The following is a 21,992-nucleotide window of genomic DNA, read 5'->3' as shown; positions in this document are numbered from 1 at the left end:
AACAATGAGGTAAAAAAATGAAGTCAATAACTACAAAGCTACTTTTCGCTGGTACGCTCATATCATTACCTTTTTTGGCTGCAGCTATTGAGACACTCCCTAATCAAGAGATTCAGCAAGCACGTTCATTAGTAAAATCTTTTGGAAGTGATTTAAAACAGGTATTAAAAACGGCAATGCAAACTGAGGGACCGCTAAAGGCATTAGAGGTTTGTAATCTGCAGGCAAAGCCTATTGCTGACAAAAACTCATCTGTATCACCTTGGAATATAGGTAGAACTTCTTTGAGGGTGAGAAATGAGAACAACATTGCAGATGAATGGGAAACTTCAGTTTTACAACAATTTGAAAAGCGAAAAAAAGCAGGGGAAGACCTGAAAAATATGGAGTACTCTGAAATAATTAAAAGTGGCGATAAATCGGTTTATCGCTACATGAAACCTATACCAACAGCTGGCTTATGCTTGACATGCCATGGCACAAAACTCTCTAACGACGTTCACGATAAAGTAAAAGCATTATATCCTGAAGACAAAGCAATAGGCTTTAATGTAGGGGATATAAGAGGAGCTTTTACGCTAATAAAAACATTGAATGTTGAATAGGTTTATTTCATTTGATGAGTTGTATTATGTAACCTATGCCAAGCCATATTAAACAGAATTTTATCGGTTTTCTAAAGCGACATAGGTTATTAACTATAATGATATGTAAAACTTACGGTAGCGTAATGATAACCGTTGTTCCTTTACCTTCTTTACTCTCTATTTTTATATCGCCCGCTAATTTATTTTTAATTATGTCGTAGGTAGTGCTCATACCTACACCCACATAGCCGCGCTCTTTACGTGTAGTAAAAAAAGGTATAAATACTTGTTCTAAAGTCGCTTTATTCATTCCTATACCGTCATCAGAATAAATAATTTTAATACCACTTTTACCCAATTTTTGGGTTTCTAACGTTATTTTACCATTACCTTCATTATCAAAACCGTGTTTTAAAGAGTTATTTATTAGGTTGATTAATATTACTGCAATATAACTTGGTATTGATTTTATTTTTAATGCTTCTTCACCAGAGTAATTGCAAATAATATCACTTTGTTTGAATTCAAAATCATACAGCATCAACATTTTTTGCATATAAGCGATCACATCAAAATGTTGAATTTCGGTATCATCTTGATCTGCAGCTATTAGGTTAAAGTTGTCTAATAAAGTAATGACTGGCTGTAAAATACTAAGGCTTTTAGCATCTTTATTTAATTTAAGTTGAGTTTCTAAATCAAGTAAAGATAAGTTAACTGCATAGGTAATATCGGTAGCGACATACCCTAAAGCGGCAAAGTTTTCTGATCTGATCAGTTGGCCTTCTCTCGTTAATAATAAAGTTTTATTTATATCGTTAGTTGGTGTGGCCAATTTTTTAGCTTTTTTCCACATGATGAATGCACTAAATAACGCAATTAAAGTGATAGCAGAGAAGATATAAAACAATAATTCAAACTGAGTTAGCGCTTTATTTTTTTTAGTTATATTGGCTAATTTTGTCGCATTATTATTTAACGCTTTCTTTTGTTGTTTAAGTTTTTCTGTTAATTCCGTTATTAGTTTGTTTTGTTCTTCAAGGAGTGGGGTATTATCGGTAACTGAAGACCCTTGTTTATTTTCTTTTAATTGTGCGAGTTGAACCTGTAATTTTTTTTCTACGTTTTTTAATTCGTTAACTTTAGTTTTTATTTCTTGGCTTTTTTGAGCATTTTCTTTTTCAGCATTATTTAAACGTTTGGTGGTTTTTTGTAAAACTAAGTTATATTTTTTTAAGTTTTCTTCGCTTAATTCTAATTTTGTATTAAGTTGATTTAACGATACTTCTTGCTGTTTTATTTTGTTTTCAAGTAACAGTACTTCTTTTTGATGTTTATCCTTTAAAGCGGCCGTAGGGCCCATTGATAATATCTCTTCATTAGTGTCGTTTTTATCATCTAGGAAAACAGAGAGTTCAGGAAATATTAATTGTTGATCAGTAATGTTTTCTTGATTTACTTTAAAAACAATATTTGATTCTTCTTTATCGTATGAAAGATCTATCATGGTGTTTTTATGATCTTTACTGTTTTCAGTAATAATCAGCACATGGGCGTTACTCAATGTATTGTTAGCTGAAGTTAAAATATTTCTTTTGCTTGAAGCTATATATAAAATATTCGCGTCTTTGGCTTCTTTAAATGTTTTAACTAAACGTACTTCAATATCTTTACCTTTTACGCCTTTATTTTCAAAATAATCACTTAAATAGATATATTTTTTTATGTCGTCGTAAACCGCAATGATAAATTTAGGCTGTGTTTTCTCCTCTGGCCAATCGATAAACTTAGCAAATTTACTCACTAACCTTGCCTTTGCGTGTTCAAGTGTTACAGTCTGAGCCCAAACTTGACCACCAACCAGTAAACTTAAGCTGATAATGAATATTGCAAAGATTGATTGTAATCGTGTTAGCGTAACTTCCATGTAATACCTTATAAATAAAGAGGAAAATATATTCCTATTCTACGTTGATTTTTTTGTAAATCAATTGTGTTATTAATCACTTACCTTGATAGGAATATTATCTAAATGATGAATGAAAAATTGTTATCTTAGCTATTTCCCATCAGGTATTAAATAAGCAAGATCTTCATCGTCATCAGCATGGAAGTCGTAACCACCGTCAAAGTCGTCATGTAATTCATTAATAACGCTGATGGGCAGTTCTAATATGTCAGGAATAAACACTTCAATATCGAGTTGTTGCTCAATTAAGCCTTTTAAATCGGTAAATTCTAGTAAGCCTTTTTCTTGTAGATATTCTCTTGCTGATAATGGAAGTTGTTGGCTAATTTTGGCTATAGCAGCTTCAACTTTATCAAATATTTCGTCTTTTTCTGTAGTGGTGAGATAGGTGATTAATTCTTCGTATAAACTATTGGTGTATTTCTTTTTATCAGTATCTATGAGTAATAGGGTAATCGCTGAATTAAGAAATTTTTGTATTTCAAACTGTAAAATTTCTTCGTCATTATCTACAAGAATGGTATTTGCGCTGTAAACTGAGGCAATGCTTTTATAGATATTAAATAGCATGGCACTTTGTTGGCCGGTTTTTTCTAATATGTTATGCATTGCTCTAATATCTGATGTGTCGTTAATAGCTTGGGCATAACTTGTGATAGATATTTCTTCAAAAAATGTAGGCGATATTTTTTTCAGTTCGGCGTATTTAGCCCAACCGGCTCTAAAGCAGTACACAATGCTTTCGGTTTGAATAATTTTTTTAGCTTTTTCGGTGTCGTTATCGCAAAGCTCTAATAAACCTAAATTACACATACCAAGTACAATTTCACAACCTTTTCTTATTTGGTCGGCATAAATTATTGATAAGTTGTCTGAGGCTATTCTTAACGACATATCAGATAATTGTTGTTTGGTTTTGTGCATAAATTCTGGCGTGAAGTAGCCTTCATTTTCTCCATCTTTTAATACTAAAAGTAGGAAAGGGTGATTTCTTAATTCTGCAATGCTTACTGATGAATCGGTCATCGATGGATCCTAATCAATTATTACTGAAAATAACGTATTGGCAATAACGTTTTGTATATAAGTAAATACGGTATGTTACTAAAACTAAAGTGGTGCGAACATATCGTCGGTATCCATTTCAACCGCTGTTACTCTTTGTTTATTAGCATTTTGTTTTAAGGCATTTTCAATGTTGTCGAGTGTTCCGTTGGTACTTACTACCATTACTTCACGATAAGCTTCTTCGCTTAACGTTTTTATTTTCATTAACAATTCTTCTACACTGCCCGATGTTTGTTCTTCATCTTCTTCTAATTCAGAAAAGTCATGGCCCACAAAAGGTAAAGACAAATATAGAAGACCAAAATCGTCTTCAACTATGGCTTTAAGTACTTCTAGTTGTTTCTCTTCGTCGTCTGAAGATAAAAATATTTGAGTTAATAAGCTGTGAGCTTCGGTTTGTGCACAAAATACCGTGTCTTCATCCATATTTTGCCAATAAGAGGGCTCTACGTTTAATAATTGTTTAATTGATTCAGCATCCATTAACCAGGTTGCAATAGAAGGGATAGTTGCGTCGTGCTCACGAACAATTTTAGCTACGGTTAAAATATCCATTTCTGTTAATACGGCTAACATAGTTGCATCGCCCTGTTCAGAAGCTATAGCTTCTAAAGAGGTACCAGCGCGTCTACCGCTGTGTTGTGCTTGTTCAATAATGTCGGTCGCTAGAATTAATGCATTTTTAGTCAAGGTTATTCCTTAATACTTATATGTTTTTCGTTTGATGTAATGGTTAATGACAAATATTAGTAGTTTTCATCGTAGTCATTATCGTCATAATTATTGTGCTGGTCATCATCATCTTCTTCTTCAGCTTTTAAAGGTTTTGAATCGTAGCTGTTATAAAAATGAATTAGTAAAATCGCTGTTTTTAAGTCTTGTTCTGCGTGAGTCATTATTTCAGTAATACAAGCTCTTGCATCAGCATGAACACCCACAAAAGGTTTTACTTCTTCCCACGTAGGTTCTTGCGAAAGTGGTAATGCTGCTAAGTTTTTACTGTTTATTCTTACTTTGGTTGATATAGCCATTGCAAGTTGATCAACCATGCCATTAAATAATAAAGGCATTTGTTTTAATTGTTCGAATAAATTAGATAGATAATTTGATAATAAATCAGGGTTTTCAGGATCAGCCAATGAGTTCATGTTTTCTAAATACATAGAAAAGTCAGTGGTTAAATAGTCAGGTATGCTTGTTTCAGTTTGCATTTTTTTTCCTAGTAGAGAAGCTTAACTTAATGCACTGTGCCAAAAAGAATCGGCAATTTCTCGGGGATCTGTTATTACGGTATAGTTGCTTTTTAAGTATAAAGCGCGTTTTTTCGGGTCAGAAATAACATCATACGCTTGCTGAATTAATTGAAATTTTTCTTTTGCTTCGGTGCTATCGTTTCTATCAGGATGATATTTATTTGCAAGCTTACGATAGGCTTTTTTAATTTCGATGGTTGTAGATGCTCTACCTACACCTAACTGTTCAAAATGATCCATAAACGTATTACTACCTTCTGCTAAACAGCTTAACAATGCCTGTTGGCATAATTGTCATGAGTAATGCAATTCTACATCTGCAATGACTTTATTCAAATCTTTATGTTTATTTATTAATTTTTTATTTTAAAAGGTGTCAACGTTGAAGGTGCCTTCATTAAGTGTTTTTTGCTTAATTGTTGTCGTTACTAGCTTGGTAATATAAGGATAATTTAATTAGTAATAGGCTTTGAAGGTATTACTAATTAAATATTTTTTGGATAGAGATGTAAGTGCTTAATTCAAAAAATTAATTTGATGCAGCTTGTGCGTTAATAACTTGGCCATTTACATGAGAGCTCTTGTCACTCATTAAATAAATATAGGCTGGCATTATATCGGTAGGAGCCGCTAGGTTTTGTTTGTTTTCGCCAGGATAAGCAATAGATCTCATGTTGGTATCGGTAGCTCCTGGGTTAATAGCATTGGTGCGAACTGAGGTTGTGTCATATTCATCTGCAATAACTTGCATCATACCTTCGGTAGCAAATTTAGAAATACTATAAGCCCCCCAATAAGCTTTACCTTTATTGCCAACACCTGAAGTTGTAAATACTAACGAAGCACTGTTAGTACTTTGTAATAAAGGCAGCAGGGCTTGTGAAAGTAAATATTGAGCATTTACGTTCACTTGCATAATGTCATTCCAAATTTGATCGTGAATTTGTGTAAAGGGAGATAATTCACCTAATATAGCTGCATTAAGTAATGCGCCATCAAGTCGACCAAATTGACTTTTAATAGTTGCAACCATATCGATGTAATTTTGCTTTGTTGCGCCTTTTAAATCTAAAGGAATAATTGCGGGTTGTGGCGAGTTTTGTTCTACAATTAAATCGTAAACATCTTCTAATTTTTTAGTTGTTTTACCAAGTAATATAACAGTGGCTCCTAAACTGGCATAAGTAAGGGCCGCTTGTTTACCGATGCCATCTCCAGCGCCAGTTACTAAAATAACTTTATTCGCTAGCTCGCTAGCTTCACATTTAAAATCAAACATAATCATTAGAAGGTTGTAAAAATATGGGAATGAATTCTACTCTGAGCTGAGCGAACAAACGAGTAAAAAGTCAGAAATAATTGATAAAAGATCCATAAACTTTTTGTTATTTAAAAAAACAACTAGCACAAATGAAATTCTTAGGGTAAGTTTGACTGGTCTAACAAGTTGGGTTTTAACCATAAATATTATGCAAAATTCGTTAAAACGACTACAACTTTGTATATAGGAAAGAATTAATCTGGGGAGATATAATGAAAAAAGTAATATTAAGTATGTCTATTGCAAGTCTACTAGGCTTATCTGCTTGCGATAGTGAAAGTATTAAAGACGTACAGCAGAATGCAGAAAATAATAACTCTATAGTAACGGCTTCGGCACGTATTGTATTCGATCCTTCAAATGGTGTTTTATCAGTACCTAATGATTTGTTATTTCAAGGTACTACTGATGGTACATTGAATATACCCGTTGATGATCCTACCGATGAAAGCGATCCTTCTGTTGCGTTAAGCGCTTTAGATGGTTGGTCTACCGTTAATCCATTTCTTTTAAATGTAGATTTTCCAGCGGGAACTTCTCTTGATGGTGATTCGGTAGCGAGTTCTATTAAGCTTTTTGAAGCTACAATGGGCGGTGATTTAAATGATCCTGAATGTACAGGGGTTACTCGTGGATTAGCATGTAAAATAGTCGGCGAGCTAACATTTGGTGTTGACTTTATTGCACAAAAATCAGGTAACAGTATTGCTGTTGTGCCATTAAGTCCGCTAAAAGCAGAGACAACTTATTTACTTGCTCTAACTAACTCTCTTAAAGATACTAATGGTAAAGCCGTTGCAGGCTCTACAACGTATGAGTTAGCTCGCCAAGATATTAATACCAATCCATTAGGCTCTGAAGCTCAATTAGGTTTACAAGCTGTTATTAATAGTTTCGAAAAAGCTGTAATAAGCGAAGGTGTTGAATCTGATTCGTTAATTTACACTATGGCGATGACAACACAATCGACGACGAAAGTATTAAATACGGTTAAAGGCTTAATGGCTGCTAATTTAGCTGCTGGTGGTTTACCTCCAGTTATTACTATTAATTCATCGGTAGCAACTGTGAATGATGTGTTTTTATCGCAAGGTCGAGTATTACCTGAGTCATTACAAGCTTTATATTCAACGGCTAACTACCATACGGGTAATGTAACCCTTCCGTATTATTTACCTATTCCTAGTGTAGAAAATCCTGAAGCCCCTGTTAATTCTTGGTGGCAAGCTCGATGTGATTCTGGCGCTATGATTGCTGGTTTAGCAGCACAAAATCCAGCGGCGATCCCTGCGGATCCTCTAAGCGCCAATGATGATTTTTGTATGGCGGTTGGCTTAAGAGATTTAAGCAGCGCTTTAGCATTAGATACCGAACGAAACTTAACAAAGTTTAACCCTGTACCTATGCCGCAAGGCGAGAGTGATATTCCTTATATTTCTCATCCGGGAGATATTGATGTTCAAATGACCACGCCTAAATTATCACCTGTTACTGATGCGGTTAGAGCGAGTTATGGTTTACCGGCTTTAGAAACACCAGAGAGTGGTTGGCCTGTGGTTATTCTTCAACATGGTATTACGTCTAAAAAAGAAGACATGCTGGCGATAACAGGTGTTTTATCAACATTTGGTTTCGCAACAATTGCAATAGATCATCCACTACATGGTAGCCGAGGGTTTGATTTAGACCTGACTAAACCGGGTGATGAAATTAATGCTTCTACCGTATCTGCAACTCATTATATGAACTTAGCGAGCTTGTTAACTACGCGTGATAATTTACGTCAAAGTACGGCTGATACATTAGGTTTACGTTTAGGGTTGAACGCGACAGTAGGTGTAAACCTTGATACGTCTGAAGTTCATTACTTAGGACATTCATTAGGAGCGATAACAGGTATTAATTTTGTTGCGCTTGCTAATGCGCCAATTAATCCAGCTTTAGATCCAATGTTTAAAATAACGTCTAACTCTTTAGCTATGCCAGGTATTATGGTAGCTAATTTCTTAATGGAATCTGGTGCTTTTGAAGATGTAATTAAATCTAAATTAGCTTTTGCTCAATCAGATGATTTTCAAAACTTTGTTGCTACCCAATATGATAAACCAACTGAAGCTCAGTTAATTGGAGCTTACCGATTATTTTATGCTAATTTAACTGCTGAGCAACAAGCGGGTCTTAATGGAATATTCTCACAGTTTGTTTTTGCTGCTCAAACAATTATAGGTTCAGGAGACCCTATTAACTATGCTGCACAAATGGCTGCGACTCAAACTCCCACTCATTTAATTGAAGTAATAGGTGATGGTGGAACAAACCTTTCAGATCAAGTTATACCTAATACGGTGTCAACATCTCCAATTGGTGGTACTGAAGGTGCTGTGGCGTTATTAGGATTGCCTAGTGTGAGTACGACAAGTGCAGGCTCTGGTGTGGTTAGATTTTTAAATGGCCATCATGCTTCTATTTTAGATCCTTCTGTTAGACCTGAGGCTTCAGATGCTATGTTAACAGGAGCAGCAACGTTAGAAATGCAGTCTCAAGTTGTTGCTTTCTTTGCAAGTAAAGGACAATTGATTAACGTAACAAATACTGAGGTTGTACAATAATAAAGAAACTTCATTTATAATGAAGATCTTTGAGAGAGAAAAGTCCTTTTTAAGGGCTTTTTTTTTACATTTTTATCCCCATATTTATACCAACTTGATTAATCCGATCGGTATTAGTTAAATATAAATAAAGTTAAAGCGGTTTACGCTTAGGAGAATAAACTTGGAATTTTTGTACGAGTACGGATTGTTTTTTGCCAAAACAATTACTTTTGTTTTGGCTATTATCGCTATTGTTGCGGTAATTGCATCGTCAGCGATTAAGCAGGGCACTAAAAAAGGTGAATTAGAAATTACCGATTTATCTGAGCACTTTGATGATGTAGAGCATGAAGTTATGCAACATCTATTAACGAAAGAACAGATTAAACAAAAAGAAAAAGAAGAAAAAAAACAAGCGAAAGAAACGGCAAAAGCAGATAAAAAATCAGTGAAAAGTGGTGAAGTAGAACAAGAAACACGTGTATTTGTGCTTGATTTTAAAGGCAGTATCGACGCTAAAGAAGTGTCTTCGTTACGTGAAGAGATTACCGCAGTATTAGCAGTCGCTACACCAAAAGATGAAGTATTTGTTCGATTAGAAAGTGGTGGCGGCATGGTGCATGGTTATGGTTTAGCATCGTCTCAACTTGATCGTATTCGTCAGCATAATATCCCTCTAACGGTGTCTGTAGACAAAGTCGCTGCAAGTGGTGGTTATATGATGGCGTGTGTAGCTAACAAAATTATATCTGCTCCGTTTGCGATTGTCGGTTCTATTGGTGTTATTGCACAAGTACCTAACTTTAATAAGTTATTAAAGAAAAACGATATTGATTACGAACAGTTTACCGCGGGCGAATTTAAACGTACGGTAACTATGTTTGGTGAAAACACCGATAAAGGTCGTGAAAAGTTCAATGAAGAGTTAGAAGAAACTCATCAACTATTTAAAGGGTTTGTGTCGGATCATCGTCCAAGTCTTGAAATAGGCAAAGTGGCAACCGGTGAACATTGGTTTGGCATAAAGGCTAAAGAGTTAGGTTTAGTTGATGATATTCAAACAAGTGATGACTATCTGCAACTGGCGAATAAGTCGAATAAAGTTATCTCGATTAAATACGTTGTTAAAAAAGGCTTAGCTGAAAAATTTTCTAAAGCGGCGTCTATGTCGGTAGATCGTATTTTTAGTAACTTGTGGCAAAAGAATCGAATTTTCCCGAGCTAGTTTACTGAATAAATTGGTTTTATAGCTATTAAAAAGGAGACGTTTGTCTCCTTTTTTACGTTTGAAAATTAATATTATTTAATACCTGTTTATTAGGGAGTTGCTTAAAATCACTAAGCTAGGTTTGATTTACAATACTGGTTAATGAAATCATGATGCTGTGGAAGCTTGGTTACTGCGTTATCAATAGATTGCTTTAAACTGTTAAGAAAGTTCTTTAATTCATCGTCTGACATGATATCTGCAATTTGATGATGTTGCATTGGTATTAAACCTTGGCCAATCATCACTTGTGTCCATGAATCTACACGGAAAATGTCACCGTCATCTAAAAATACTCGTCCCGATTCTTTAAATAGTTGAATTTTATGTGCTAAAGAGTCTGGTATTTCCATATTTTGGCAATGCTGCCAAAACTCACTATTAGATCGTTTGTTTACGTGGTAGTGCAAAATAATAAAGTCTCTAACAGCATTGAGTTCTGAAGTGAGTTTGCTGTTGTATTCATTTATCATTGTTTGTTCAATTCCTTGGAACGGAAATAAGCGTAATAAACGAATGATACCAGACATAATTAAATGAATACTGGTTGACTCTAATGGTTCGATAAAGCCACTAGAAAGCCCCAAAGCTACACAGTTTTTATTCCAACCTTTACGTCGGCGTCCTGTTTTAAATTTTATTGTTCTTGGTGTTGTAATGGTTTCGCCTTCAATATTCGCTAATAATTCTTTAGTCGCGGCTTCGTCAGATATGTATTTACTGCAATAAACTAACCCATTGCCAACTCTATGTTGTAAAGGTATTTTCCATTGCCAACCACTACTTCTAGCAATGGATCGGGTATATGGAGTCGCTGGTTCTACCGATTTTGTTTGAACTGCAATGGCGCTATCGCATGGTAACCAATGTGACCAATCATCGTAACCAGTATGCAGAGCTTGCTCAATGAGTAATCCTTTAAAGCCTGTACAGTCTATAAATAAATCACCTTCGATGATTTGTTTAGAATCTAGCGTTAAAGACGAAATAAAGCCCGTATCGGAGTGTTTGTTAACTTTATTGATTTTACCTTCAATACGCTTAACACCTAAATTTTCACTGAACTTTCGTAAATACTTTGCATAGAGGGTCGCATCTAAATGATAGGCATAATTAATCGGTGTTTGTTTGGATAAGCCAAATTTATTGGCTTTGGCTGCTTGTAGTTCAAAGCAATAGTCGCCAAATTCTTTTGTTAAACCTTTTTGTCGTCCTTGTAACCAAAAATGATGGAATTCTCCTGCCCAGCATTCTTTTCCTGTTGCTCCAAATGAATGAATGTATTCATCATTTATCTCTCCCCAGTTTTCAAAGCTAATACCTAATTTGAAAGTGGCGTGAGTTTCTCGCATAAATTCTTGTTCATTTATATTGAGTAATTTATGGAAGGTTTTAATGGGAGGAATTGTTGCTTCCCCAACGCCTACTGTACCTATTTCATCTGATTCGATTAATGTAATGTTTAAATTTTTACCTATCAGTTTTGATATAGCTGCCGCAGCCATCCAACCTGCTGTGCCGCCACCTGCAATAATTACGTTTTGAATATGTTTTTGTTTCAAAATATACCTCGATTAATGCTTATGAACATTTTGACAAATATAATCAATTAGTTCTCTATTATTAGGTAATCCAGCGCTATACCTGTCTATTTTTATTTTGTTTTCATGTAATAGCTTTTTTGCTACATCTGGATGTTCGAATTTACGTGCTAGTTTTCTTAGGTTAGTCGTAAACCCCATACCATATAAAATATATTGATAACTTGCAGAAGGGAATATTTCTTCATTTTGAATGAAGTCGTAACGACTAGGTGATTGGTATTCCCACAGTGTTAATAATTCTTGAAGGCGTAAAGGAATTGTTTCTAATGATTTATTCTCAAGCCAGTAGGGCGAATCAGTCCGCTTACTTAAAACGTAATGTAACTTTAAAAACTCAATGGTACGTTCCCATCGGTATGTAAATCTTTTATTAAATCGTTGGGCGAGTATTTCCATATGTTTTCTATCGACAGGAAATTCTTCAACTAGCATGTTGCAGCTTAGCTCAACCATAGCTAAAGCTGAGGCTTCTAAAGGTTCTAGGAAGCCTGATGACATACCTATGGCTAAACAGTTCTTATGCCAAAACTTTTCTCTATAACCCGTGTTAAATCTTATGTTCTTAGTTTCAATGAGTTCTGCTTGTTGCTGGCCTATTGATTGAGCAATATAGGTTCGCAATTCTTTTTCGGCTTCATCATCACTAATGTATTTACTTGAGTAGGCATACCCAACTCCTCTTCTTGAGGGGAGGGCTATATCCCATATCCACCCTGCAGACTGTGCTGTTGAAAGGGTAGTAGAAGGAATAGGAGTTGCTTTATTTGGGTATGGGATTTGTGTTGCTATTGCTCGATCATTGAATAAAATATCATTTTTGTCTAAAAAAGGTATAGCGAAATGTTTACCGATTAATAATGAAGCACTTCCCGTACAGTCGATAAAAAGCTCACCTTCAATGTTTCCATTATTTCTCGTATTTATTGCGGCTATATCACCATTTTCTGCTGAAATAACTTGTTCCATATGATCAATAACATATTTAACGTTTAAAGTTTCTGTACAATGTTTTTGTAATAATTCAGCAAATTTTTTCGCATCTAAATGATAACCATAATTTGTCACTGCTGCGTAGTCTGGTGTAGCCATTTGTTTAGGGGCTAAATGTTTTTCACAAAGATGACTTTGTACGTTTATAGTCTCGGAAAAAGAACTTTGTGGTTGATTTTTTTGCCATGCTTGGTGCAAATTAATATGGCCATAGCCATCAGGTGCCATAAAAGGATGGTAGAAAAAATCATTTTTATGCCCAGTAGTCCAGCCTATAAATTTTGAACCTTGTTTAAATGAAGCGTCGCATTGCTGTATAAAGAGTTTCTCTGAAATACCTATTTTCTCTAAAGTGTTGCGCATTGATGGCCAAGTACCTTCACCTACTCCTATGCTTTTTACATCTGGAGATTCGATTAGTGTAACTTCGATAGAAGATGCTGAATTAGAAAGATGTTCTGCAGCTATGCATCCGGCGGTTAACCATCCAGCAGAGCCTCCGCCAACAATAATGATTTTTTTGATAGGCTTATTCATAAAAATTCTCTTTATGAGTGTACTGGTGACGTGGGTTAGTTAAATCACTGATTACAGTGGATAGATAAAAACATAGCTATATAAAAATAAATGCCGTATAAAAATACGGCACTTATAGTTGTTATACGTAATATTTAAAATGTATAACGAGCACCTAAAGCAAAACGTGCGCCTTGTTCCGCTAAATTCCATAGTTGTACTTTTGTGCGACCATGAGTTCTAGTATCTTCACCGGTAATATTTATACCTTCTACGAAAACAGATAATTCTTCGTTAACTTGGTATGCAACATTAAAGTCAACTTGAGCGTACTCTTCAGTATAACCTGGTTCGTTAATATATTGAGCTTGTGTATTTAAGAACTTATCACGCCAGTTGTAAGCTATACGGGCTTGAAAATCATCATTTTCATACATAGCAATAAGGTTGGCTGTATCACTTAACCCAACAAGTGCAAACTGTGTTACTGATGGATCTCCATTGTTGTCAAAACCAATATCACCATTAACAGTAGTATAGTTCGCTTGTATGCCGAAACCTGATTCACCAAAGAAATGTTGTACGGCAATTTCAAAACCGTCTATTTTTGCTTCTTTGTTATTTACAAATTTAGTGACTGTAAAATCCATTAATGGGTCATCAGCATTGGGTAAAACATCGTAGTCAACTTCAAAGCTTTCAGCACTTCTTGAGTAAAAATCAACATTGTTTTCTGTGGCTGCAACCATGGCAAAAAGGTTTGTATCAGTAATTTCTTCACCTAAGGCTATTAACGCCGCTTCTGCTGCTTTAGCTCGAGGACCGGCCGTTGCATCACGCAGTCCATACACGTTTTCGATAACAGGTTGACGACCAGCAAAATTATTTACTCGTTTTTCATAGTAGCCAATTGAGACATAACTTGTTTCTTCAAAATACCATTCGGCTGATATATCAAAATTGTCTGATTCAAGGGGAACGAGTTCAGGGTTGCCATTAGAGGCTGTTCCTAATTGAACACCCGCTAATGTTGTTGGTCCACTTGGGCCGCTAACATCTGATGCGGCAGCACTCAGTTGGTCATAAGTAGGACGAGCGATGGTTTTACTAAAAGATAAACGAGTGATGAGGTTATCAATAACTTCTATGTCAAAATCAAAACTTGGTAATAAATGCGTATAACTAGCATCAGTAGAAAAGTCTTGTTTTCCTTCTCCGAACCTTACGTTAAAGTCGTTATTGCCTTCCCATGCAACGGCATTAGGTAGTGATACATTCGCTGATGATGTGATATCTGTACTTTCAAATCGAACGCCTGCTGCAACATTAAATGGACGACCAGCTAATTCACCTGATAGATCAAGTTGAATGTATGCTGAAGTAACGTCTTCTTTAATGGTTCTATCTGTAGCTAGAGCACCATCGGCAACAAAATCGAATCCATATTCATCTGCTGCCCAAGCCGCTATTTGAGAAGCACTACCAGTAAAACCCTGGTTGAAAGCGCCTGATTTATCAAAATCACTTATCTCGTTAGTAAAGTCTACAAGCGTTAAAAAGCCTTCAGGTAATTCACCTGGGTTTTCTACACCCCAGTTACCCATGGTATGACGAGTTAAGCTTTGAGTAGAGTGACTTTCCATTGAACGAGATTCAACACCAAATTCAATACTACCTTCGTCAAATTCGTATTTACCCATTAAACGAAATTGGTCAATATCTGATTTTTGAGATGCTATTCTCATATCTAAAATGGATGTGCCCACATCATCTTGATCAAGTACACGGTTACAATTGAGTCCTCGCTCAGCATTACAGTCATCAAAATCAACCCTCATAGTAGGGAAGTCATTGGTAAAGTCGACCCCTTGACCAGCTGAAATATTGGCACCTAAGCCTGTATTTAACCATGAACCATAATCAGCATCTGGAGCGCTTTCTGCTGTAGATATGTGCCCATCAAAAGTAATGTTAAAATTATCGTTTACGTCATAACTTATATTTAAGCCAATAGAGTCATTTTCATTTATTTGATTTAACTCTTGTTGGGCTAAACCCAAATCACGAGGAGCCTGATTACCACGATCTTCATTATAATCTACAGGAGTTCCAACGGTTTCACCGTCAAAACCTAAGTTTGATTTATAGGTATCCATCCAAATAGATTGCTCAGCTCGCGCTTGAAAAACATCTTGTTTTGAATAGGTGTAGTCAAGAGTTGCTGTGAGTGTTTCTATAGGTCTAAATTGTAGTGTTAATTGAGCATTTGTTCTTTTACGTTCTTCATCAGTTATGTAGTAACGTAAGTCGGAAGGCATAGAATAGAATTGTCCGATTGCGGGTTCATTACTTAATAAAATATTGTCAGCTGCTTGAGGAATTGTTCCATCATAGGCACTTGTTCGCCATTCATTAACAAATGCACCTGATGCTGAACTATGGCGCTCTTTTGCGTTAAAGCTTAAAGATGCACCAAATATTTCATCGTCATCAGTCCAACTAAATAGTCCTGATAGCTCGGGTGTTACGTCATCACCAACCCTATTAGTTGTATCCATTAATGCTTTGGCACCAACACTGACTTGCATTCCTGGGTTATCTAATGGTTTAGCTGTCACTATATCAACCGTTGCGCCTATACCGCCTGTAGCAATATTACCTCGACCTGTTTTATAAACAGAAACAGATTTAACTGCATCAGCGGCTAGATTTGAAAAATCGAATGCACGAGAGTTTGCAACGCCGCCACCTGCAGGTAAACTAGATGCTGGCATAGTACGACCGTTAAGAGTGACCATATTATAGTCAGGACCAAAGCCTCGTACTGTTATTTTACTACCTTCACCACTCGCTCGGTCAATTGATACACCAGTAATACGCTGTAGTGATTCTGCTAAGTTAGTGTCTGGAAATTTACCTATATCTTCAGCTGAAATAGCATCTACAACGCCACTTGCATCCCTTTTTAGTGCCGTAGATTCTTTAATGCTTGAACGCATACCTGTTACTTGAATTATTTCTACTTCATCCTTACTGATCTCTTCAGCATAGGTAAAAGATAAAGGAGTAATTACTGTAGTGCTTAACACTATAGATAAGCTGGTTGCCAGTTTAGTTTTATTAAATTTATTATGTTTCATCATTTCCCCTAGATTGTACAATTGTTTTTTTGTAAGCGCTTACATTTAATTATGTTCAATTAAGTAATTAATGCATTTTATATGTTAAGTGTTTGTGTTTGGAAGCGCTTACATTAAGTTAAGTTATTATTTAATATATTTCAATGTATATTTTATTATTTGTAATTATTTTTTTTAAAGCTTTGATATTTATTGTCTTTATTTTAATTGCGCTTGATTGTAAGTGGATATGATGTTGTCAAAGTGACAGGAAGGTGCTTGTAAGTTTAGAAGTAATAAAGTGATTGAAATTTACTAATAATTTAAACGGCATAGATGATTTTTTATCACTTATAGCCATTTAAACTATATATGATTTGCATGCTTATTTATTTCAGCCTATAAAATATAGGTGATATATATTTTTATTATTTTTCACTCTATCTTACTTATTTTATAAATCTATCAACACATTATTTGGAAGGAAATAAGAGAAAATAAATGTAATTTATTTGTCATAAATTTGTTCCAATATAGTAAAGGTGTCAATACTATTTAAACATGGAGAATAAAATGTTAACTAAGAAGTTTTTTAAAACAAAAGATGAAGCAGAAATAACATTTGAGTTTAGTCGAGACGATGTTAAGTCTGTTGCTTTAGTCGCAGAGTTTACCGATTGGCAACCTCTTGAAATGAAATTTAGTAAAAAAGAAAAAACGTTTCGTACAAAAGTTAGGCTACCTAAAGATGGTCAATTCCAATTTAAGTATTTATTGGATGGTGCCGAGTGGGAAAATGATTATCAAGCGGATCAATATATACCTAATTCATTTGGTTCAGAAGATAGTGTCGTATCAACACGTATATAATATAATTTTATTATAAATCAAATGGTTGCTTAGTTTGTTGTTACCTTTATTTAACTGGTAACAACTACCTTTCTTATTCCTCATATTTATATACGAAAAAGTTTTTAGACATAAAACGTTTTTAATGTATTTTTAATTTGTAGCGGTTTTGTAATAGGTATATGGTTTAGAGAAGACATTGCTTAAATTTAGCCGTGTTAATATTAATTACCTTCGTGTTGTGTAGTGGTTATTTAGTCAGTAAAAAGAATAAAGGTGATTAATGGAACAATATAGTATGGAGCCCGGTCGCGCCTACCCATTGGGTACGTCAGTTAATGATTTAGGTGTGAACTTCTCTCTTTTTTCAGCTAATGCTGAAAAAGTTGAATTGTGTGTTTTTGATGAATTAGGCCATCAGGAGTTAATGCGATTCGTTTTACCTTCATGTGAACATCATGTATGGCATGGTTATTTAAAAGGAGCCAAAGCTGGTTTAGTTTATGGCTATCGTGTTTATGGTGCTTATCATCCTGAAGCAGGGCATCGCTTCAACCATCATAAATTATTATTAGATCCTTACGCCCGAGCATTGAAAGGCAAGTTTACTTGGTCTGATCGTCATTTAGGCTATAAAGCCGATTCTCCTGAACAAGACCTGTCGTTTGATGACAGAGATAATGCTGATGTTATGCTAAAGTCAGTAGTGATAGATCCTGAAAAACCTCAAATACAACGTGTGCCTGTTTCATGGCAAAATACTGTGATATATGAAGGGCATGTTAAAGGCCTTACACAGTTAAATTCAAAAGTTCCTCCTGAATTACAAGGTTCTTTTTTAGGTATTAGTCACCCATCAATGATTGCACACTATCGTGCTATTGGTATTACAACCATTGAGTTATTACCGGTACAGCAATTTCTTTCTGAAAAGTTTTTACATGATAAAGATCTGAGTAATTATTGGGGATATAACAGTATTTCATTTTTTGTTCCTCATTCAGATTATTTAAGTACCGACCAAGTTTTTGAATTTCAACGCATGGTTGATGAATTGCATCAAGCTGGTTTTGAAGTATTAATCGATGTTGTATATAACCATACTGCAGAAGGCAACGCTTTAGGTCCAACACTGAGCTTTAGAGGAATAGATAACGCCTCTTATTATCGATTAAATCCATCTGAACCTCGTTATTACATTAATGATACGGGTTGTGGTAATACGGTGAACTTAAGCCACCCAAGAGTGCTTCAAATGGTCATGGATAGTTTACGTTACTGGGTTGAAGTGATGGGAGTTGACGGTTTCAGGTTTGATTTAGCCACTATTTTAGGCCGTGAACCTCATGGTTTTGATAAACATAGTGGATTTTTAGACGCCATTTTACAAGACCCATTACTTAACACCGTAAAAGTTATTGCTGAACCATGGGATATAGGCCCAGGTGGGTATCAATTAGGTGGGTTTCCAGCACCTTGGTCAGAGTGGAATGATAAATACAGAGATTCTATAAGACGCTTTTGGCGTGGAGATAAAGGCTTATTACCTGAGTTTGCACGAAGAATTCATGGTTCGAGCGATGTTTTTGAACATCACGGACGTCAACCTTATGCAAGCATTAATTTTTTAACGAGCCATGATGGTTACACATTGCATGATTTAGTGAGCTATGAACAGCGACATAATGAACGCAACGGCGAAGAAAACCGTGATGGTCATTCTGAAAACTTGTCTAAAAATTATGGCGTAGAAGGCGCTACTGATAATGCTGAAATACTTGCATTACGCTTAAAGCAAATTAAAAACATGTTGTCTACGATTATGCTGTCGCAAGGCGTACCTATGGTATTAGCTGGCGATGAAATAGGGCGTACTCAACAAGGTAATAATAATGCTTATTGTCAAGATAACGAGATTAATTGGCTTAACTGGCAAGAAGATGCTTTATACGCTGACGAATTGACTGCTTTGTTAGCGCGTTTGTCTGAATTAAGAAAGCGTTTTCCTATGTTGGCTTATCATCGATTTATTCATAAAGATGATCCTAAATCTGATGTGGATATAACTTGGTATCACTGCTCAGGCAATATAATGCATAAAGAAAACTGGCACTCTCACCATGCATCTACTGTTGGTTACTTAGTTCAAGGTAAAGCTGATGATGCATCATCTGTATTTTGTATATTTCATGCTGGCGCAGAGCCTGTTGAGTTTGTTTTACCTGAAATAAATAACGTTGAATATTGGGATGTGATGGTAGACACCTCATCAAGTGCAATAAACAACGAAATTCCTAAATTACCAGCGCAAAGAACAATAACACTTCAACCACGTACAACAATTGTTTTATCAAATGAACATAAGGGATCTGAGCCTAGTGAATAATACTGATGATTTTTGCCAAGTAACATCGTTAGACGACAGTGTTTTAATGGACAACAATACTTTTGCTGATGATTTATCTCGACATTTTTATTTTACACTAGGTCGAGACAAGGTTAATGATTCACACCTTTATTTATACAATGCTTTAGCAATAACGATTAGAGATCGATTAGTTGCTCAATGGCGAGAAACAAGGGCTAACAGAATTGAAGAACGTTCAGTTGCCTATTTATCGTTAGAGTTTCTTATGGGGCGAACCTTGAACAATGCCGTACTTAATCTTGACTTAGACGAGACGGTACGTGAGTCGTTAAAAGGTTATTGCTGCGACTTAGAAGAAGTTGAAACGGCTGAACACGACGCAGGCCTGGGGAATGGCGGTTTAGGTCGCCTTGCAGCATGTTTTTTAGATAGTTGTGCAAGTTTGGCTTTACCCGTGATTGGTTATGGTATTCGTTACGAGTACGGCATGTTTAATCAACAAATTAAAAATGGAGAGCAAGTAGAGCATCCTGATAGTTGGCTACGAGAAGGTAACCCATGGGAAATTGCTGTTCCAGATAAGGCTATTAGAGTTAAATTTTTTGGGCAAGTTGATGTGATTACTGAACGTAACGGTAATCAACTTCGACAATGGAATAACACCCATGACGTGTTAGCTGTACCTTATGATATGCCTATCCCCGGTTATAAAAATGGCACAGTAAATACATTAAGGTTATGGAAATCTGAAGCAACAGACGAATTCGATTTAGATGAATTTAATGCTGGAGGTTATACAGAAGCGGTTGCAACAAAAAACTTAGCTGAACAAATTAGCATGGTGCTTTACCCAAATGATACCAGCGAAAATGGTAAAGAATTAAGGTTACGTCAACAGTACTTCCTGTCTTCGGCTTCATTGCAAGATACCGTAAATAATTATGTTGAATTGTTTGGTGATAGTTTTGAGCAATTTATCGATAAGCAATCATTTCAACTCAACGATACACATCCAAGTATTGCTGTGGCAGAGCTTATGCGCATATTAATGGATGACTATTCATTATCATGGGACAAAGCTTGGCATATTACATCGAATACCATGGCGTACACTAACCACACACTATTACCTGAAGCATTGGAAAAGTGGCCCGTTAGGATATTTGCTCACTTACTCCCTAGAATTCTAGAAATCATTTATGAAATCAATGCACGTTTTTTACAGTACGTTGCCGTTTCTTGGCCGGGTGATATGGATAAGCAACGTTCTTTATCGCTCATTGAAGAAGGTCATGAACCCCAAATAAGAATGGCGCATTTAGCCATTGTTGGTAGTTATTCAGTTAATGGTGTGGCTGCTTTACATACGCAATTATTAAAAGAAGGCTTATTCAATCAATTTTATCAATTATGGCCTGAAAAATTTAATAATAAAACTAACGGTGTAACACCGAGACGTTGGTTGTCTCATTGTAATAAACCGTTATCAGCACTTATTAGTAGTAAAATACGTGAAGACTGGGTAGCTGACTTTTCACATATAAAGCAACTTAAACAATATGCAAGTGATGAGGTTTTTCAGCAGCAATGGCAAGCATGTAAAACTCAAAATAAACAAGCGCTGGTTGAGTTTGTTGAAAAAAATACGGGTGTTAAGTTTGACGTAAATATGATGTTTGATGTTCAAGTAAAGCGAATACATGAATACAAACGTCAGCTTTTGAACATTTTACATGTTATTGGTTTATACGAACAAATTAGAAATGGTGATACAGAAAACTTAGCACCTAGATGCGTACTTATTGGGGGAAAGGCTGCGCCGGGTTATGCTATGGCGAAGCAAATTATTAAATTAATTAATAACGTTGCAGACACGATTAATTTAGACCCTAAAGTATCGAAATATTTAAGAGTGGCTTTTGTTCCTAATTATAATGTAACGGCAATGGAAGTTATTTGCCCTGCGACTGATTTATCAGAGCAAATATCCACCGCAGGCAAAGAAGCCTCTGGCACCGGAAACATGAAATTTATGATGAATGGCGCATTAACTATAGGAACTCTTGATGGCGCAAATATTGAAATAAGAGAAGAAGTTGGCGAAGAAAACTTCTTTTTATTTGGTGCTCAAGCACATGAAATAAAAGATATACGAGCCAACTATAATCCTAACAAAATTATTAATAATTCACCTCATTTGTCTGCTGTTATGAAGCTACTAGAAAGCGGACATTTCAATTTATTTGAACCGGGTATATTTGATTCAATTACAGAATCAATACGTAGTCCTCAAGATACGTGGTTAACCGCCTACGATTTTGACTCTTACTATGAAGCTCAGCGTCAAGTAGATGCTCTTTTTAAAAATCAAAAACAATGGATAAATAAAAGTATTCTAAACACAGCAGGGAGCGGTGTTTTTTCGAGTGATCGTACGATCAAGCAGTATCGAGATGAAATTTGGAAGCTTTAAATATAACAATACAAATA

Annotated in this window: 15 protein-coding genes; 6 read left to right on the top strand and 9 right to left on the bottom strand. The window is 35.5% G+C overall.

Features of this window, described 5'->3' with window-relative positions:
* Positions 1 to 17 precede the first annotated feature (17 nt).
* Positions 18 to 605, top strand: coding sequence for a Tll0287-like domain-containing protein (locus B0X80_RS12755; RefSeq protein WP_077340816.1), 588 nt, complete (start codon positions 18 to 20; stop codon positions 603 to 605).
* A 112-nt stretch (positions 606 to 717) separates the two neighbouring features.
* On the opposite strand, the gene B0X80_RS12750 is transcribed toward B0X80_RS12755, so the two are convergent.
* The 6 genes from B0X80_RS12750 to B0X80_RS12725 all read right to left on the bottom strand — a co-directional run bounded on the left by B0X80_RS12750 (position 718) and on the right by B0X80_RS12725 (position 6,156).
* On the bottom strand, positions 718 to 2,514 hold the full coding sequence (locus B0X80_RS12750) for a YfiR/HmsC family protein (RefSeq protein WP_077340814.1): 1,797 nt from the start codon (positions 2,512 to 2,514) through the stop codon (positions 718 to 720).
* Positions 2,515 to 2,646: 132 nt separating this feature from the next.
* Complete coding sequence (locus tag B0X80_RS12745; protein ID WP_077340812.1) at positions 2,647 to 3,582, bottom strand: DUF6178 family protein; 936 nt, start codon at positions 3,580 to 3,582, stop codon at positions 2,647 to 2,649.
* A gap of 84 nt (positions 3,583 to 3,666) precedes the next feature.
* Positions 3,667 to 4,314, bottom strand: a complete 648-nt coding sequence (locus B0X80_RS12740) for a hypothetical protein (protein WP_077340810.1) — start codon at positions 4,312 to 4,314, stop codon at positions 3,667 to 3,669.
* A 56-nt stretch (positions 4,315 to 4,370) separates the two neighbouring features.
* Positions 4,371 to 4,835: a hypothetical protein gene (locus tag B0X80_RS12735; RefSeq protein WP_077340808.1), complete on the bottom strand. Its 465-nt coding sequence runs from the start codon at positions 4,833 to 4,835 to the stop codon at positions 4,371 to 4,373.
* A 21-nt stretch (positions 4,836 to 4,856) separates the two neighbouring features.
* The gene (locus tag B0X80_RS12730; protein ID WP_077340806.1) at positions 4,857 to 5,117 is read right to left on the bottom strand and encodes a DnaJ domain-containing protein; all 261 of its coding nucleotides are present in this window, start codon (positions 5,115 to 5,117) and stop codon (positions 4,857 to 4,859) included.
* A 289-nt stretch (positions 5,118 to 5,406) separates the two neighbouring features.
* On the bottom strand, positions 5,407 to 6,156 hold the full coding sequence (locus B0X80_RS12725; RefSeq protein ID WP_077340863.1) for a YciK family oxidoreductase: 750 nt from the start codon (positions 6,154 to 6,156) through the stop codon (positions 5,407 to 5,409).
* 254 nt (positions 6,157 to 6,410) lie between these two features.
* Here B0X80_RS12725 and B0X80_RS12720 point away from each other — a divergent pair, with 254 nt between their 5' ends.
* Both B0X80_RS12720 and sohB read left to right on the top strand, forming a co-directional pair.
* On the top strand, positions 6,411 to 8,807 hold the full coding sequence (locus tag B0X80_RS12720; RefSeq protein ID WP_077340804.1) for a VolA/Pla-1 family phospholipase: 2,397 nt from the start codon (positions 6,411 to 6,413) through the stop codon (positions 8,805 to 8,807).
* Between the two features lie 163 nt (positions 8,808 to 8,970).
* Positions 8,971 to 10,014: a protease SohB gene (gene sohB, locus B0X80_RS12715; protein ID WP_077340802.1), complete on the top strand. Its 1,044-nt coding sequence runs from the start codon at positions 8,971 to 8,973 to the stop codon at positions 10,012 to 10,014.
* A 113-nt stretch (positions 10,015 to 10,127) separates the two neighbouring features.
* On the opposite strand, the gene B0X80_RS12710 is transcribed toward sohB, so the two are convergent.
* The 3 genes from B0X80_RS12710 to B0X80_RS12700 all read right to left on the bottom strand — a co-directional run bounded on the left by B0X80_RS12710 (position 10,128) and on the right by B0X80_RS12700 (position 16,306).
* The gene (locus B0X80_RS12710) at positions 10,128 to 11,618 is read right to left on the bottom strand and encodes a tryptophan halogenase family protein (protein ID WP_077340801.1); all 1,491 of its coding nucleotides are present in this window, start codon (positions 11,616 to 11,618) and stop codon (positions 10,128 to 10,130) included.
* A gap of 12 nt (positions 11,619 to 11,630) precedes the next feature.
* Positions 11,631 to 13,187, bottom strand: a complete 1,557-nt coding sequence (locus B0X80_RS12705) for a tryptophan halogenase family protein (protein WP_077340800.1) — start codon at positions 13,185 to 13,187, stop codon at positions 11,631 to 11,633.
* A 134-nt stretch (positions 13,188 to 13,321) separates the two neighbouring features.
* Positions 13,322 to 16,306, bottom strand: a complete 2,985-nt coding sequence (locus B0X80_RS12700; protein ID WP_175623938.1) for a TonB-dependent receptor — start codon at positions 16,304 to 16,306, stop codon at positions 13,322 to 13,324.
* A gap of 552 nt (positions 16,307 to 16,858) precedes the next feature.
* On the opposite strand from B0X80_RS12700, the gene B0X80_RS12695 reads away from it, so the two are divergent.
* From B0X80_RS12695 to B0X80_RS12685, 3 genes are all read left to right on the top strand, one after another.
* A complete protein-coding gene (locus tag B0X80_RS12695; protein ID WP_077340798.1) occupies positions 16,859 to 17,155 on the top strand; it encodes an isoamylase early set domain-containing protein in 297 nt (98 codons plus the stop codon).
* A 262-nt stretch (positions 17,156 to 17,417) separates the two neighbouring features.
* Positions 17,418 to 19,520, top strand: a complete 2,103-nt coding sequence (gene glgX, locus B0X80_RS12690; RefSeq protein ID WP_077340797.1) for a glycogen debranching protein GlgX — start codon at positions 17,418 to 17,420, stop codon at positions 19,518 to 19,520.
* Positions 19,489 to 21,975: a glycogen/starch/alpha-glucan phosphorylase gene (locus tag B0X80_RS12685; RefSeq protein WP_077340861.1), complete on the top strand. Its 2,487-nt coding sequence runs from the start codon at positions 19,489 to 19,491 to the stop codon at positions 21,973 to 21,975. The genes glgX and B0X80_RS12685 overlap by 32 nt, the downstream gene beginning before the upstream one ends.
* The last annotated feature ends 17 nt before the right edge of the window (positions 21,976 to 21,992 follow it).

The sequence above is a fragment of the Pseudocolwellia agarivorans genome (assembly GCF_002000085.1).
GTDB lineage: Bacteria > Pseudomonadota > Gammaproteobacteria > Enterobacterales > Alteromonadaceae > Pseudocolwellia > Pseudocolwellia agarivorans.
The sequence above is the reverse complement of the archived record's forward strand: the minus strand, read 5'-3'. Positions and strand labels throughout refer to the sequence as shown.